Source organism: Lachnospira intestinalis, assembly GCF_040095895.1.
Classification (GTDB): Bacteria; Bacillota; Clostridia; order Lachnospirales; family Lachnospiraceae; genus Lachnospira; species Lachnospira intestinalis.
In genome coordinates, this window is record NZ_JBBMFS010000002.1 from 194281 (window position 1) to 211382 (window position 17102).

The window sequence follows — 17102 nt, forward strand, 5'->3', positions numbered from 1 at the left end:
TCTGCAAAAATAGGAGAGTAAGATGTTTAGAGAACATACGAAAACAGTAACAATCGGCAATAAAAAAATCGGCGGCGGAAATCCGGTGCTGATTCAGTCCATGACCAATACCCATACGGAAGATGTAGAAGCAACGGTCAGACAGATACTGGAACTGGAGGCAGCGGGCTGTGAAATTATCCGCTGTACCGTGCCGACCATCGAAGCGGCAAAAGCGGTTTCGGAAATCAAAAAATACATTCATATTCCACTGGTTGCGGATATTCATTTTGATTACCGCATGGCGATTGCGGCAATGGAAAACGGTGCGGATAAAATCCGTATCAATCCGGGCAATATCGGCGGTGCCGATAAGATTAAAGCTGTAGTGGACGTGGCAAAAGAACGCAATATTCCAATCCGTGTCGGTGTCAACAGCGGTTCGCTGGAAAAAGAACTGGTGGAAAAATACCATGGTGTGACGGCAGAAGGTATTGTGGAGAGTGCGATTGACAAGGTACATATGATTGAGGAGCAGGGATATGACAATCTGGTTGTCAGTATCAAATCTTCCGACGTCATGATGTGTGTCAAAGCCCATGAATTGATTGCACAAAAAATAGCGTATCCACTGCATGTCGGCATTACAGAATCCGGTACGGCATTTTCAGGAAGCATTAAATCCGCACTCGGACTGGGACTGATTTTGAATCAGGGAATCGGCGATACCATCCGTGTTTCACTGACGGATAATCCGGTCAAAGAAGTGGAAGCGGCAAAGATTATTTTAAAGACACTGGGGCTTAAGAAGGGCGGTATTGAAGTCGTTTCCTGTCCGACCTGTGGCAGAACGCGCATTGACTTAATCGGACTGGCAAAGCAGGTAGAAGAAATGGTGTCTTCGTATGATTACGATTTAAAACTGGCAGTCATGGGCTGTGTTGTCAACGGACCGGGTGAAGCAAAGGAAGCGGATCTGGGCATTGCAGGCGGTGACGGCTGTGGTGTGTTAATCAAACACGGCGAAGTGGTGCGCAAAGTACCGGAAGACGAACTGCTTTCAACCTTAAAGTACGAATTAGACCATTGGGGTGGTACAGGTGTATAAATTTTTTGAAGTATTTAAAACACTCCGCCTGCCGGAGGAACTGGGCAGTTATCTGGCAGATACGGAAGTGACAAGAGTATCCAAAACATCGACCAATACGCTTGCGCGTGTATATTTAAAAAGTGACAGGCTGATAGGAAAGCCTGTCATTTATAAAACAGAGGATGCCCTAAAAAAGCAGGTATTCCGCATGAAAAATATGGATGTGCGGATTATCGACCGGTATCATCTGTCCAAGCAGTACACACCGGTAACGATTATGGAAGTATACTATGACAGTATTTTGTTTGAACTTGAAAAATACTGGACACTGGAATATAATCTGCTGAAAAACTCGTCCTGGGAATTTGAGGAAGAAGACCGTCTGGTTTTAGAACTGGAGGATGGCTTCCTTGCAAGAACCTATGCGGATTCTTTGGCAGATTATTTTCATAAGGTTTTCTTAAACCGCTTCGGTTTTGAGATTGATGTGGTATACCGCTATAAGACGAAAAACGGCAGCCATTACCAAAAAGAAAACGAGCATAAGTTAAACCTGCGTGTAAAGCAGATTCAGCAGAAAATGGAAGCGGCAACGGGCAGTCCTGCCGCGGCGGCAGCTGCGGTTCTGGAAAAAAAGTCCGGTGCGGGAAATAAGAAAAAAGCCGCAGGCAAAGAAGCGGCCACACAGACAGCTGCAAAGGCGGCAGGCCCTATACAGGGCAAAAGCTTTGGCGGACAGGAAAACAGAAGCTTTTCAAGAAATGATAAATTTTATAAAAAACCGTCCAACGATGACGTTTTATACGGCAGGGATTTTGATGAAGAACCGATGCCGATAGAACAGATTGATACGGCGCTTGGAGAAGTCGTTATTTCCGGCATGATCCGGAAGGTCGAGGAGCGGGAAATCCGCAATGAGCGGACAATTATGATGTTTGACATCACGGATTTTACGGATACCATTACGGTAAAAATCTTTGTCCGCAACGAACAGCTTCCGGAAATGCGGGAATTTATCAAAAAGAAAAATTTTATCAAAGTCAAAGGTATTGCGGCGCTTGACCGCTACGACCAGGAAATTTCCATTGCAAACGTGTCCGGTATCCGCAAGTCTTACGACAACCGTGAAGTGCGCAACGACCTTGCCTTAAACAAAAGAGTAGAGCTGCATTGCCATACCAAGATGAGTGATATGGATGGGGTATCAAGTGTCAGTGACATCATGCGGCAGGCAATCCGCTGGGGACACAAAGCCCTTGCGATTACAGACCACGGCGTTGTACAGGCATTTACAGAAGCCTATCATACATTAAAAGATATTCAGGGCGATTATAAGAAAAAAGGCGAGAAGCTGGATTTTAAATTGATTTACGGTGTGGAAGCCTATCTTGTAGACGATACCAAGCAGATTGTTACAAATCCAAAGGGGCAGCAGTTTACGGATACATATGTCGTATTTGACCTGGAAACCACCGGATTTTCGGCAGAAGCCGACCGCATTATTGAAATCGGTGCGGTAAAAATCACGGACGGAAAAATCGTGGACAAGTTCAGCACTTTTGTCAATCCGCAGATACCGATTTCATTCAGAATTGAGAAACTGACCGGCATTACCGATGCCATGGTGCTTTCAGCGCCAACCATAGAGACGGTTTTAAAAGAGTTTCTGGACTTCTGCGGCGATGCCGTACTGGTAGCGCACAACGCGGAATTTGATACCAGCTTTATTGCCAACAAGGCGCAGAAACAGGGGATTACCGTAAACAATACAATTCTGGATACGGTACTTCTGGCACAGTTTGTCATACCGAACCTGCACAATTATAAGCTGGATACGCTCTGCAAGCATCTGGGTGTATCCCTGGAAAACCACCACAGGGCGGTCGATGATGCGGGCGCAACGGCAGATGCCTTTATCAAACTGATTGAAATGTTAAAGGAGCGGGACATTTTCGATTTGGAAATGCTCAATGAAAAGGGTAAGCTCGATGTGGATTCCATCCGTAAGCTGCATCAGTACCACTGTATTATTTTGGCGGCAAATGAAACGGGCAGAATCAATCTGTACCGTTTGATTTCAGCGTCCCACCTGACCTATTTCAGCCGTTTTCCGAAAATTCCGAAAAGTCTTGTCAACCAATACCGTGACGGGCTGATTGTCGGAAGTGCGTGTGAAGCCGGAGAATTATTCCGTGCGATGTTAAGCGGCCGTTCCGATGCGGAAATTGCAAGAATCGTAAACTTCTATGACTATCTGGAGGTTCAGCCGATTGGCAACAACCACTTTATGATAGAAAAAGAAGACTGCTATGTGCAGAATGAAGAAGACCTGCGTGATTTAAACCGCAGGGTCGTGGCACTCGGCTCGAAATTTCACAAGCCGGTTGTGGCAACGTGTGACGTGCATTTTTTAAATCCCGAAGATGAAATCTACCGCCGTATCATTATGGCGGGAAAGGGCTTTGACGATGCGGACAATCAGGCACCGCTGTATCTGCATACCACGGAAGAAATGCTGCACGAGTTTGACTACTTAGGCAGTGAAAAAGCCTATGAGATTGTCGTGGAAAATACGAATAAAATCATGAACCTGTGCGAGGAAATTTCTCCGGTACGCCCGGATAAGTGTCCGCCGGTCATTGAAAATTCCGATGAAATGCTGCGTAAAATCTGTCATGACAGAGCGCATGAAATTTACGGTCCAGAGCTTCCGCAGATTGTAACGGAGCGTCTGGACAGGGAATTAAATTCCATTATTTCAAACGGCTATTCCGTAATGTACATCATTGCGCAGAAGCTGGTGTGGAAGTCCAATGATGACGGTTATCTGGTAGGTTCGCGGGGGTCGGTCGGTTCGTCCTTTGCGGCAACCATGGCGGGTATTACGGAGGTAAACCCCTTAAGTCCGCATTATCTGTGTCCGAAATGTTTTTACAATGAATTTTATTCGGAAGACGTTAAGAAATTTGCGGGCGGTGCGGGGTGTGACATGCCCGATAAAATCTGTCCAAACTGCGGACATAAGCTTAATAAACTCGGATTTGACATTCCGTTTGAAACATTCCTTGGATTTAAGGGAAATAAAGAGCCGGATATCGACTTAAACTTTTCCAATGAATATCAGAGTAAGGCGCATGCATTTACCGAGGTTATCTTTGGAAAAGGACAGACATTTAAAGCCGGAACAATCGGTACGGTTGCCGAAAAGACGGCATACGGCTTTGTAATGAAATATTTTGCGGATAAATCCGAAAAAACAGGCCATCCGATTGTAAAGCGCCGGTGTGAAATCGAGCGTATTTCAGAGGGCTGTACGGATATCCGAAGAACCACCGGGCAGCATCCGGGCGGTATCGTTGTACTGCCAATCGGTGAGGAAATTCATTCCTTTACACCGGTACAGCACCCTGCTAATGATATGAAAACGTCGATTACAACGACCCATTTCGATTACCACAGCATTGACCACAATCTGTTAAAACTCGATATTTTAGGACATTTAGACCCGACGATGATTCGTATGCTGCAGGATTTAACGGGGCTTGACCCACTTGAAATTCCGCTGGATTCCAAAGAAGTCATGTCGCTGTTTCAGAATACATCGGCACTTGGAATTACACCACAAGACATTGGCGGCTGTAAGCTGGGGGCGCTCGGTATCCCGGAATTCGGTACGGATTTTGCCATGCAGATGTTAATTGACACCAAACCACAGTATTTTTCGGATCTGGTCCGTATTGCCGGTCTGGCCCATGGTACTGATGTATGGCTTGGCAATGCACAGACTCTTATCAAAGAGGGAAAGGCAACCATTTCCACGGCGATTTGCACGCGTGATGATATCATGGTCTATCTGATTCAGAAGGGACTGGAGAGTGAACAGGCGTTCACAATCATGGAAAAGGTGCGTAAGGGTAAAGGCCTGACACCGGAACAGGAAGAAGTCATGCGTGCGCATGATGTACCGGACTGGTATATCTGGTCGTGTAAAAAGATTAAGTACATGTTCCCGAAAGCCCATGCGGCGGCTTACGTTATGATGGCATGGCGCGTGGCTTACTGCAAGGTCTTTTATCCGCTCGCGTATTACTGCGCGTATTTTAGTATCCGTGCCAATGCGTTTGACTACGAAAAAATGGCAATGGGCAGGGATAAGCTGGAATATTTCCTTGCGGATTACAAGGCGAGAAAAGCCGAAAACCAGCTGACCAATGCCGAAGAAGACGAGTTAAAGGATATGCGTATCGTGCAGGAAATGTATGCACGTGGATTTGATTTTACACCGATTAATCTGTATCAGGCAAAGGCACGGTCATTCCAGATTATTGACGGAAAAATTATGCCGTCTTTTAAAGTCATCGACAAGGTTGGTGAAGTTGCCGGAGAATCCATAGAGATTGCGGCAAGGGGCGGCGAGTTCTTATCCAAAGATGACCTGCGCCAGCGTGCAAAGGTCGGACAGACGGTTATTGAAAAATTAAGCGATCTGGGGCTGTTACAGGGAATGGCAGACAGCAACCAGCTGTCGCTGTTTGATTTATAGGAAAAGGCAAGTATGAAGAATCCTTAAATCTAAGATTCTTCATACAGATATTTGTGCCGCAGGCAGCACAAATATCTTTTATCGCAGGACTGAATAAATTCAGTCCGCGGTTCCTCTGGCATTAAAATGCCTGCGGAAAAGAGGTACATATGAAACGTGTAGGAGCGGTAATTTGTAATTTTAATAAAAAAGAAGATGTACTGAACTGTATCCAGTCAGTGCTGGAATCGAAATACACAGACTATGATTTATACGTTGTAGATAATGCTTCGTCAGACGGTTCGGCAGAAGCAATCCGTGAAAAGTACGGCAGTCAGGTAACGGTGCTTGTCAACGCAGAGAATCTCGGTGGTTCGGGTGGATTTAATACCGGACTGCGGAAAGCTTTGGAAAAAGGATACGAATATCTGTATTGTCTGGACAATGATGTGCTGGTTGATGAAAATGCAATGGGTGAGCTGGTGGAGTTTCTGGACACACACCCGGACAGCGGCATGGCAGGTTCGCGCGTGTATCACATGGAAAATCCGGGTGTTATCCAACAGTTTGGTCAGATTGTGGATTTTAAAGACTACTGTACCGAAGCCAAATTCCTTGGAAAAACCGATGCAGACGGAATTCCCGATGTCGAATATTCCGATGCGGTTGCCGCCTGCTCTCTTATGGTGCGGAAAAGTCTGATAGATGAAATCGGACTGATGCCGGAAGATAATTTTCTCTACTGGGACGATACCGAGTGGGGATACTGCTGTAACCTTGCAGGTTACAAAGTGGCATCAGTCGGCAGTTCCGTAGTGCTTCACCGCATGGGCGCAAAAAAAGAAGTTGTTAATACATTTCCAACATATTATGCGTGGCGCAACTGGATATACTTCTTTATGAAATATACCCCGCAGGATGAGTGGGGAAAAATGTGTGATACCTTTTTAAATTCCGTATTTGAAGTGCAGTATGAAGGCATGTACCGCGGTGAGTATAATAAGGCAAAAACAGTCATGTTTGCCTATGATGATGCGATTCACGGTGTCCGCGGAAAAGCGGCAGACGGACGGATATTTGAAGTGGACTGCAAAGATACGGCACTGCGTGAAGTGCTGGCGGGAAAGCAGTGTATTTATTTAGAACGCGGTCAGGGAGAAGATTTTTCCTACGATCTTGCGGAGCGGATTTTAAAAATCAGTCCGCAGGCACAAATTACAGTCAATCCAGACGATACATACGACTGTAAGCTGGTATTGTGCGATTCCGTTTTTGCAGTCAGCGACATGAGCCTGCAAAACGTATATGTTGACAGTGCCATGAACGTCTTTGCGACGGAAGACGATGCCATGAAAATCATCAACTATCCATACGCAAGGGAACTGTTCCGCTTCGCCAACAAGCCGCTGTTCTTAGACAGCCTCCGTCATATGCACGAATAAAAAAATACTTGCTTTTATCAGTATACTTTTGTAACATAGATTGTGTGCACAGCGCATAAAATAAACCGTGTATGCGGAGAGAATGGAGAAAACTAAATTTATGTTAAAAAAATATCTTATGATTTTTCTGGTATCCATGGTGCCAATCGTAGAATTGCGAGGTGCGATTCCGATTTCGCAGGGCTTTCAGCTGCCGTTATTACAGTCCTACATCATCTGTGTTATCGGCAACATGCTTCCGGTTCCGATTATTTACCTTTTTGCAAGACGGGTGCTTGAGTGGGGCAAGGATAAAAAATACATTGGTAAGTTTTTTACCTTCTGTATTGAAAAAGGTCACAAGGGCGGACAGAAGCTGAAAGAAAAAGCAGGAAACGGGTTATTTATCGCACTGCTTTTATTTGTGGGTATTCCGGTTCCGGGTACAGGTGCATGGACAGGAACATTGGCAGCCAGTTTTCTGGATATGGGATTTAAAAAGAGTGTACTTGCCGTATTGGGCGGTGTGCTTCTGGCAGGTATTGTCATGGGTGCTGCCAGTGCAGGACTTTTCAGCGCACTTTTTGCAGTCTTTTAAAGAAAAATACAAAAGCGGTTTTAAATTTATAAACAGAACGGGCAGCAGCAGGGCATGGGAATTCCTTATCCCGGAAGATGCCCGTTATTTTTTGCCTGAAATAAAAGAAAATGCAAAAAAATAAAAAAAGTGCTTGCAATGTGCATAAAAAAAGTGTATTATATGAAAGTACTGTTAAACGCACGTTGTAAATACGGCATACAGTTACAGGAATATGGCTAATTGGTCAAGTGGTCAAGACGTCGCCCTCTCACGGCGAAGACAGGGGTTCGACTCCCCTATTAGCTATTCTGTATTATAGTGTTCTGGAAAGAGTGGGCAGAAATGTCCACTCTTTCGTTGTTAGGCATAATACAGGCGGACTGACAGGCGGGGATTCCTGCGATTTAAAATAATGGAAAGGCGATGAATAAATGGGTAGAAAGATAAGCTACGAAGAAAAAACAGAGCAGCTCATTCAACCGTTCATTGATGCGCATCATTTTGAGCTGGTTGATGTGGAATATGTGAAAGAGGGCAGTGACTGGTACTTGAGAGTTTACATCGATAAAGAAGGCGGCATTACCGTAGATGACTGTGAGGTAATCAGCAGAGAATTTAATGAAGTCCTTGACAAAGAAAACTATATTCCGGATCAGTATATTTTTGAAGTCAGTTCTCCGGGGTTGTTAAGACCGTTAAAGAAAGAAAAAGATTATCAAAGAAGCATTGGAAAATTAATTGATATTAAGCTTTACCGTGCCGAAGACAAACAGAAAGAATTTACAGGCGTGTTAAAAGCATACGATGAAAAAACAGTAACACTTGCATTTGAAAAGGATGAAGAAAAGACATTTGAAAGAGCGAATCTGGCAATGATTCGTCTTGCATTTTGTGATTAATAATAAAGAATAAACGATGCCGCAAGGCCAAATGGAGGAAATTATGAGTAAAGAATTAATAGCAGCACTTGATGCGCTTGAAAAAGAAAACGGAATCAGCAAGGAAGTGATGTTTGAGGCAATTGAAAAATCACTGATGGATGAATATAAGACACAGTTTAACACTGTAGAAAACGGCCGTGTTGTATTAGACAGAATCACAGGGGACTTCCACATTTATTCAGACAGACAGGTCGTTGAAGAAGTATCTGTTCCGGAACCGGCAGAAGGAAGCAATTCCAGAAAAAATACTGAAAAGTATATTTCTGCAACAGAGATTTCCCTTGCCGATGCAAGAAAGATTAAGCCAAACTGCCAGATTGGTGACATTGTTACCGTAGAGGTAAAATCAGAAGAATTTTCAAGACGTGCGGCAAAGAATGCAAAGGGTACAATTGTACAGAAGATTCGTGAAGAAGAAAAGGCAGCACTTTACAATGAATACCATTCAAAGGAAAAAGAAATCATCACAGGAATTGTACAAAGAATTGATGAAAAGGGTAATGTTTTGGTAGACATCGGAAGAACACAGACAACCTTAAAGGTCAGTGATCAGGTAAAGGGTGAAACCTTTGAACGCGGCGACAGAATTAAACTTTATGTTGTAAGCGTTTCCAACAAAGAAAAACCGGGGACACTGGTAAGAGTATCAAGAACATCACCACAGCTTGTAGAACGCCTTTTTGAAGAAGAAGTAACGGAAATCAAAGACGGCATTGTTGAAATTATGGGTATTGCAAGAGAAGCCGGTTCAAGAACTAAAATGGCAGTCCGTGCAAAAGTACCGAATGTTGATCCGGTTGGTGCATGTGTCGGTGTAAACGGTGCGAGAGTAAAGGCAATCGTTAATGAACTGGGCAACGAACAGATTGATATTATCGAATGGGATGAAAATCCGGCACAGTTAATTGTCAATGCGTTAAGTCCGGCAAAGGTTGTATCCGCAACAGCAGATGACGAAGAAAAGAAAGCGGAAATCATCGTTTCAGAACAGCAGCTTTCTCTTGCAATCGGCAAATCAGGACAAAACGTAAGACTTGCAGCGAAGCTTACAGGCTTTGGCATTGATATTAAGAGTGAAGCACAGGCAAATGAAGACATCGACGAAACAGCCGGTGACGAAGAAGACGTTGAACTTACATTGAGTGAAGAAGAATAAAAGATCAGGGAGTGATTTATTTGGCCGGAACAAAAAAGATTCCTCAAAGACAGTGCATAGGCTGTCGTGAAATGAAGAATAAAAAAGATTTAATCAGAATCTTAAAAACAGATACGGAAGGCATTATCATTGATGTGACAGGCAAGAAAAACGGCAGAGGTGCATATATATGTCCTAATGCGGATTGTTTTGCAAAGGCTGTGGCATCAAAGGGACTGGAACGTTCCTTTAAAATGCCGATAGAAAAGTCTGTGTATGACAAGTTGGCAAAGGAGCTGGAAAATATTGAAGCAGGATAAGGCATTAGCAATGATCGGACTTGCGCAGAAAGCAGGAAAAATCGTAAGCGGAGAATTTGCAACAGAAAAGGCAGTCAAGACCGGGAAAGCCGCACTGGTTATTGTTGCAGGAGATGCATCGGAAAATACAAAGAAGATGTTTACAAATATGTGTGCATTTTATGAGGTGCCTGTTTACTTTTACAGTGACAAAGAAACACTTGGTCATGCAATCGGCAAACAGTTTCGGGCATCACTCGCAGTCGCAGATGAAGGCTTTAGAAATACAATCGAAAAGCATTTAAAAAATGGTTTGGAGCAGCAGATGTAAGCGGTTGTTCGGAAGAGAGGTTAAATGGCAAATATGAGAGTTCATGAATTGGCAAAAGAGTTAAATATATCATCAAAAGAAATTATAGAAACATTGAGTAACGACACAAAGAAGTATACCGCTTCCAACGGTCTGACAGACTCAGAAATCACGTCTATCCGCAGCAAGTTCGGTAAAAAGGCGGCACAGCCGGAAAAACCAAAGACAGAAGCAAAGCAGGAAGATAAAAAGTCCCATATTTCACAGGTGTATTTTCCACAGAATAGTACAAAAGCACCGGGAAATGATACAAGAAAGGGAAATCAGAATCAGACAAAGAACGATAATCAGATGAATAATAGAAATAACAATCAGAATAACAACAGAAAATCAGATACACCAAGAAACGAAAACGGTAGAAATAACTATGCCGGAAACCGTGACAACAACCGTAACGACCGTGACAGAAATGACCGTAGCGGAAACGGAGACAGACATAACGGTTACAGAAATGACCGCAACGGAAACGGCGGCGGAAATAATGGCTATAGAAATGACCGCAACGGAAACGGCGGTGGAAATAACGGTTACAGAAACGATCGGAACGACCGCAACGGAAACGGCGACAGAAATAACGGCTATAGAAATGACAGAAATGACCGCAACGGAAACGGTGGCGGAAATAACGGCTATAGAAATGACCGCAACGGAAACGGCGGCGGAAATAATGGCTATAGAAATGACCGCAACGGAAACGGCGGTGGAAATAACGGTTACAGAAATGACAGAAACGACCGCAACGGAAACGGTGGCGGAAATAACGGCTATAGAAATGACCGCAACGGAAACGGTGGCGGAAATAACGGCTATAGAAATGACCGCAATGGACAGGGTGGAAACAGCGGACGCAGAAATGACCGTGACAGAAAAGAAAGTCTGCCAAAGAATGATTTTCTGTTTGAAACCAAGCCAGATGCAAGAAAGCCGGAATCCAGAAGGGACAACAAGAAGAACGACAGAAGAAAAGATGAAGAAAAAGAAAATCTGAAGTTCGCAAACAGCCAGGCAAACAAGAAGGTAAACAAGCCGGTAGAAAAAGAAGAAGAAACCATTAAGCAGCTGGTTCTGCCGGACAGCTTAACCATCAAGGAACTGGCAGATAAGATGAAAGTCCAGCCGTCCGTTGTTGTAAAGAAGCTGTTTATGCAGGGAAAAATTGTAACAATCAATCAGGAAGTGGATTATGATACAGCAGAAGAAATCGCACTTGAATTTAACTGTATCTGTGAACACGAAGAAAAGGTTGATGTTATTGCAGAACTGTTAAAGGAAGATGATGAAGCAGAAGATACACAGGTTACAAGACCACCTGTAGTCTGCGTTATGGGTCACGTTGACCACGGTAAGACATCATTACTGGATGCCATCCGTGAAACACACGTAACGGCTAAAGAATCCGGCGGTATTACACAGAAAATCGGTGCGTATACGGTATCAATCAATGATCACCTGATTACATTCCTTGATACACCGGGTCATGAAGCGTTTACAGCCATGAGAATGCGTGGTGCACAGGCAACAGATATTGCCATTCTGGTTGTTGCGGCAGATGACGGTGTCATGCCTCAGACAATTGAAGCCATCAACCATGCAAAGGCAGCAGGTGTTGAAATTATCGTTGCTGTCAACAAGATTGATAAGCCGAGTGCCAATATCGAAAAGGTAAAGCAGGAACTGACAGAATACGAACTGATTCCGGAAGACTGGGGCGGTTCAACCATTTTCGTACCGGTATCCGCACATACAAAGGAAGGTATTGATGACTTACTGGAAATGATTCTTTTAACCGCAGAGGTACAGGAATTAAAGGCAAATCCGAACCGTAAGGCAAGAGGTATCGTAATTGAAGCTGAACTGGATAAGGGACGCGGTCCGGTTGCAACCGTACTTGTACAGAAGGGTACATTAAAGGTTGGTGACCATGTGGCAGCCGGTGCATGCCATGGTAAAATCAGAGCGATGGTAGATGATAAGGGACACCGTGTAAGAGAAGCAGGACCTTCTATTCCTGTTGAAATTCTCGGTTTAAATGACGTGCCGAATGCCGGTGAAATTCTCGTTGCAATGGATTCTGATAAGGAAGCCAGAAACTTTGCAGAAACCTTTATCAGCGAAGGCAGAAAGAAGCTCTTAGACGATACAAAGCACAAGGTATCCTTAGATGCATTATTCGAACAGATTCAGGCAGGTAATGTAAAGGAACTTGGTATTATTATCAAAGCCGATGTACAGGGGTCTGTAGAAGCTGTAAAGCAGAGTCTTGTAAAGCTTTCAAACGAAGAAGTTGTGGTTAAGATTATCCACGGCGGTGTTGGTAATATCAACGAATCCGATGTTGTTTTAGCTTCTGCTTCCAATGCAATTATCATTGGCTTTAATGTTAAGCCGGATAATCAGGCAAGAATCGTTGCAGAACGTGAAAAGGTTGATTTAAGATTATACAGTGTTATCTACAATGCAATTGAAGATGTAGAGTCCGCTTTAAAGGGTATGTTAGAGCCGATTTATGAAGAACAGGTTATCGGTCATGTTGAAATCCGCCAGATTTTCAAGGCATCCGGTGTCGGCAACATTGCCGGTTCATTTGTAACAGACGGTAAGATTACAAGAAATGCTTCTGTCCGCATTACAAGAGAAGGCGAAAAGACGTACGAAGGACCGATTGCTTCCTTAAAGAGATTTAAGGATGAAGTCAAGGAGGTAAAGGCCGGATATGAATGTGGTCTTGTATTTGAAAAATTTAACGACATTCAGGAAGGCGACATCATTGAAGCTTATGAAATGGTAGAAGTGCCTAGATAAGTTTTAGAAAGGGCATAAGGTTTTTAGAATGCGTAAAAACAGTGTAAAAAACACCAGAATTAATGGTGAAGTATTAAAGGAACTCAGTAACATTATCAGGGGAGAAATCAAAGACCCGCGGATAAACCCGATGACCTCGGTGGTATCCGTGGAGGTTGCCCCGGATTTAAAAACCTGTAAAGCATATATCAGTGTCCTTGGGGACAAAGAATCCCAGGAAGACACGATGAAAGGGTTGAAAAGTGCAGAAGGATATATCCGCAGGCAGCTTGCAAAGAATATCAATCTGCGCAACACACCGGAAATTACTTTTATTTTGGACCAGTCCATTGAATACGGTGTCAATATGTCAAAACTGATTGACGAAGTAACACAGTATGACAATGAACATCATGTTGAGGAACCTGTACAGGATTCAGAGGACTAAGTATGAATGTTTTAGAAGAATTAAAAGGTGCAGAAACGGTAGGTATTACCGGACATATCAGACCGGACGGGGACTGTATCGGTTCCTGCATGGGATTGTATTCCTATTTAAAGGATAATTGTCCGCAGCTGGATGTAACAGTTTATCTGGAAACACCGGGCAGTGAATTTCATTATATCCGTGATATTGATAAAATTCAGACAATCCCGGATATCAAAAAAGAATATGATGTCTTTTTTGTACTCGATTGCAGCAGCTTAGACAGAATTGAGCCATTCCATAGCTGCTTTGAAAATGCAAAAAAGACTGTCTGCATTGATCATCATATCAGCAACGGAAGCTTTGCTGATGTCAATGTAGTAGACGCGCAGGCCAGCTCTGCCTGTGAAGTGCTTTACCGTACACTGGAAGATGATAAAATCAGTAAAGACACAGCAGCCTGCATTTACACAGGTATTGTGCATGATACGGGCGTGTTTAAGTACAGCTCGACGTCGGCACAGACGATGCTGATTGCCGGAAAGATGATGGAAAAAGGAATTGATTACTCAGATATTATCGATAACAGCTTTTATACAAAGACATATATCCAGAATCAGATTCTTGGCAGGGCATTATTAGAGAGTGTTTTATTCTATGACGGCAAATGTATTTTCTCACTGGTTACACAGGATGAAATGAATTTCTATGGTGTTACCGGCAGGGAGCTGGGCGGCATTGTGGAACAGCTGCGTCTGACGGAGGGCGTGGAAGTTGCCATTTTCCTGTATCAGACCGGTGAGGAAGAATATAAAGTCAGCTTACGTTCCAAGAAAGTCATTGACGTGAGCAAAATTGCAATGCACTATGGCGGCGGTGGACATATCCGTGCGGCGGGCTTTACGGCAAACGGTGCAGTGCATGACATTATTAACAATATCGGTGCCAGAATTGAGGAGCAGTACAATGCACTTTCCGGCGCAGAAAATGTTGAATAAAAACTGTGAAAACAGTATATGAGGAATGTTATGAATGGTATCATAAATGTATATAAAGAAAAAGGATATACTTCGCATGATGTCGTTGCAAAACTCAGAGGAATTCTCCATATGAAAAAAATCGGACATACAGGTACGCTTGACCCGGAAGCGGAAGGCGTGCTGCCGGTATGTCTGGGCAAAGCAACAGGGCTTTGCAGCATGATTACAGACTGGGGAAAAACGTATGAAGCAGTGATGCTTTTGGGAACAACGACAGATACACAGGATACCACCGGTACCGTAACGGCAGAAAATGAAGTCCATGTCACCGAATTAGAGGTGATAGAGGCGTGCAGCAGCTTTGTAGGCGAATATTACCAGACACCGCCGATGTATTCGGCTTTAAAATATAAAGGCCATAAGCTGTATGAACTTGCAAGACAGGGCATTGAGATTGAACGTGCAGCCAGAAAAATTACAATTCATGCACTGCATATCAATGAAATGAATCTGGCAGACGACGAAAAAACCGTTACTTTTACCGTGGAGTGTTCCAAAGGAACTTATATCCGTACTTTATGTGAAGATATCGGAAAAAAACTGGGCTGTGGTGCCTGTATGAAAAAACTGGTGCGGACAAGGGTTGGCTGCTTTGGGCTGGATGACAGTCTTACACTGGAACAGATTGAAGAAATGACACACAATCAGACGGTGGAAGAACATATCGTTCCGATTGATGAGATGTTTCCGGATTACAGGAAGCTCACCGTCTTAGAGGAGTACGAAAAACTGCTCTATAATGGCAATGCTTTTCCTGCGGCGGCAGTGTCCATGCAGGAAGCGGATCTGATGGAGCAGGAGTGTTTCAGAATTTATGACAGCCATGCGGCATTTATCGGGATATTCCGATGGAGTGCGTGTGTATTTAAACCGGTGAAAATGTTTTATTCGCATGAACAGCCGGGAAAATAGCATTTCGCAGCAAGATGCTCAGAAATGGAGATTAATATGAAAGGGGTGTGAACGTTTTGCAGTATATTCAGGGAATCCGTGATTTTAGTCTGGACAGGCCCTCTGCTGTTACGCTGGGAAAGTTTGACGGCGTTCACATGGGACATCAGAAACTGATAGAGATGATTCAGGAAAAAGCAAAACAGGAAAATCTTTTATCGGTTGTTTTTACATTTGATAAAATTCCACTCCGGCTCTGCCCGCAGAAAAACCAGCATTTTATTACAACCAATACAGAACGGCGGATGTTTCTGGAAAAACAGGGTGTCGATGTGGAAATTGAATATCCGTTTACACAAGATTTTATGAATATGGAACCGGAAGCGTTTATTGAGGAAATTCTGATTGGCAGACTGCATGCAAAGTATGTGGTGGTCGGTACGGATTATCACTTTGGCAAAGGCAGAATGGGCAATGCGCAGATGCTTTTGGAACGCGGACCGGAATATGGGTTTGAAACCACGATTGTCGAAAAAGAGCGGTATCAGGAGCGGGAAATCAGTAGTACATATGTCCGTGAAGAGCTGCGCCTCGGACACATGGAAACTGTCAATGTGCTGCTTGGCAGACCCTACAGCATCTATGGTATTGTATCAAAGGGAAAGCAGCTGGGCCGTCAGTTAAATCTTCCGACGTTAAATATTTATCCGCCGGACAGTAAGCTGCTTCCGCCAAACGGTGTGTATGCATCCATTACACGGCTGGACGGTAAAGAATATTTTGGCGTGACCAATTTAGGCGTCCGTCCGACACTTGATGACAGTCCGCTTTTAAGCGTGGAAACCAATCTGTTTGATTATAATGATGACGCCTACGGACATTATATAGAAGTACAGCTTATGCACTTTTTACGGCAGGAAATGAAATTTGATTCCATCGAAACTTTAAAAAAACAGATGGAAAGTGATGCTTCATTTGCAAAAGAAATGTTTTTACTTAAAAATTAATGAAAATTAGTATGCAAAATCACATGAAAAGCTTGCATAGCAGATGAATTTATGTTATATTTTTAAAGTATGTTAGCCGTTATTCAGATTCAGGACACTCCGACCTGATTCTTAGTAGCAGGCGATTATTAAAAGGAGGAATATCAATCATGATATCTAAGGAAAAGAAAGCAGAAATTATTGCAGCATACGGAAGAAAGCCTGGCGATACAGGTTCACCGGAAGTTCAGATCGCAATCTTAACAGAAAGAATTGCAGAACTTACAGAACATTTAAAGGTTAACCAGAAAGACCATCATTCAAGAAGAGGACTTCTTAAAATGGTTGGTAAGAGAAGAGCTTTACTTGAGTATTTAAAGAAGAACGATATCGAAGGTTACAGAAACCTCATCGCTCGTCTTGGAATCAGAAAGTAATTTTAAGAAGGGCGGAGATTTCTCCGCCCTTTTGTATTGTGCGGAGCATCATGGAATAACCGCAGACCGTAAAACAAAGATAACAGAAGTTTCTACCGAGACTGCTGAAAAATGTACCGTAGGTTGTGAAATGCAATGAGAAAATGGTGGGTTTTTCAGTTGTTTCGGGCTTCTGTTTCTGATAAAAAAAGAGCCGGGCAGAA

14 protein-coding genes and 1 tRNA gene are annotated in these 17102 nt (G+C 43.5%); all 15 read left to right on the top strand.

The annotated features are described in order from the left end of the window. Nucleotides 1-22 precede the first annotated feature (22 nt). The 15 genes from ispG (at nt 23) to rpsO (ending at nt 16899) form a co-directional block, all read left to right on the top strand. Entirely contained in the window at nt 23-1087 is a 1065-nt protein-coding gene (ispG, locus tag WMO37_RS03140; protein ID WP_349154284.1) for a flavodoxin-dependent (E)-4-hydroxy-3-methylbut-2-enyl-diphosphate synthase, read from the top strand. Beyond that, the gene (locus WMO37_RS03145; protein ID WP_436970251.1) at nt 1080-5612 is read left to right on the top strand and encodes a PolC-type DNA polymerase III; all 4533 of its coding nucleotides are present in this window, start codon (nt 1080-1082) and stop codon (nt 5610-5612) included. Before ispG ends, WMO37_RS03145 begins: the two co-directional genes overlap by 8 nt. 149 nt (nt 5613-5761) lie before the next feature. Next, nucleotides 5762-7033, top strand: coding sequence for a glycosyltransferase family 2 protein (locus tag WMO37_RS03150; RefSeq protein ID WP_349154286.1), 1272 nt, complete (start codon nt 5762-5764; stop codon nt 7031-7033). A gap of 100 nt (nt 7034-7133) precedes the next feature. Further along, nucleotides 7134-7610 (top strand): COG2426 family protein, encoded by a 477-nt coding sequence (locus WMO37_RS03155; RefSeq protein WP_022433339.1) that lies wholly within the window; start codon nt 7134-7136, stop codon nt 7608-7610. 216 nt (nt 7611-7826) lie between these two features. Next, nucleotides 7827-7898: transfer RNA gene (locus WMO37_RS03160), tRNA-Glu, on the top strand. 125 nt (nt 7899-8023) lie between these two features. Further along, nucleotides 8024-8491: a ribosome maturation factor RimP gene (gene rimP, locus WMO37_RS03165; protein ID WP_022433338.1), complete on the top strand. Its 468-nt coding sequence runs from the start codon at nt 8024-8026 to the stop codon at nt 8489-8491. Between the two features lie 43 nt (nt 8492-8534). Beyond that, nucleotides 8535-9689 carry a transcription termination factor NusA gene (gene nusA / locus WMO37_RS03170; protein ID WP_227089271.1) on the top strand — a complete coding sequence of 385 codons (1155 nt, stop codon included), beginning with the start codon at nt 8535-8537 and terminating at the stop codon, nt 9687-9689. Nucleotides 9690-9760: 71 nt separating this feature from the next. Then, the gene (gene rnpM / locus WMO37_RS03175; RefSeq protein WP_264473879.1) at nt 9761-9988 is read left to right on the top strand and encodes an RNase P modulator RnpM; all 228 of its coding nucleotides are present in this window, start codon (nt 9761-9763) and stop codon (nt 9986-9988) included. Further along, complete coding sequence (locus tag WMO37_RS03180) at nt 9975-10298, top strand: L7Ae/L30e/S12e/Gadd45 family ribosomal protein (protein ID WP_022433335.1); 324 nt, start codon at nt 9975-9977, stop codon at nt 10296-10298. The genes rnpM and WMO37_RS03180 overlap by 14 nt, the downstream gene beginning before the upstream one ends. 24 nt (nt 10299-10322) lie before the next feature. Beyond that, complete coding sequence (infB, locus tag WMO37_RS03185) at nt 10323-13139, top strand: translation initiation factor IF-2 (RefSeq protein WP_349154287.1); 2817 nt, start codon at nt 10323-10325, stop codon at nt 13137-13139. A 28-nt stretch (nt 13140-13167) separates the two neighbouring features. Then, complete coding sequence (gene rbfA, locus WMO37_RS03190) at nt 13168-13566, top strand: 30S ribosome-binding factor RbfA (RefSeq protein ID WP_022432348.1); 399 nt, start codon at nt 13168-13170, stop codon at nt 13564-13566. A 2-nt stretch (nt 13567-13568) separates the two neighbouring features. Further along, nucleotides 13569-14543: a DHH family phosphoesterase gene (locus WMO37_RS03195; protein ID WP_022432347.1), complete on the top strand. Its 975-nt coding sequence runs from the start codon at nt 13569-13571 to the stop codon at nt 14541-14543. 30 nt (nt 14544-14573) lie between these two features. Continuing rightward, nucleotides 14574-15497: a tRNA pseudouridine(55) synthase TruB gene (gene truB / locus WMO37_RS03200; RefSeq protein WP_022432346.1), complete on the top strand. Its 924-nt coding sequence runs from the start codon at nt 14574-14576 to the stop codon at nt 15495-15497. A 56-nt stretch (nt 15498-15553) separates the two neighbouring features. Next, nucleotides 15554-16483, top strand: coding sequence for a bifunctional riboflavin kinase/FAD synthetase (locus WMO37_RS03205; RefSeq protein ID WP_022432345.1), 930 nt, complete (start codon nt 15554-15556; stop codon nt 16481-16483). Between the two features lie 149 nt (nt 16484-16632). Further along, nucleotides 16633-16899, top strand: coding sequence for a 30S ribosomal protein S15 (gene rpsO / locus WMO37_RS03210; protein WP_022432344.1), 267 nt, complete (start codon nt 16633-16635; stop codon nt 16897-16899). Nucleotides 16900-17102 lie beyond the last annotated feature (203 nt).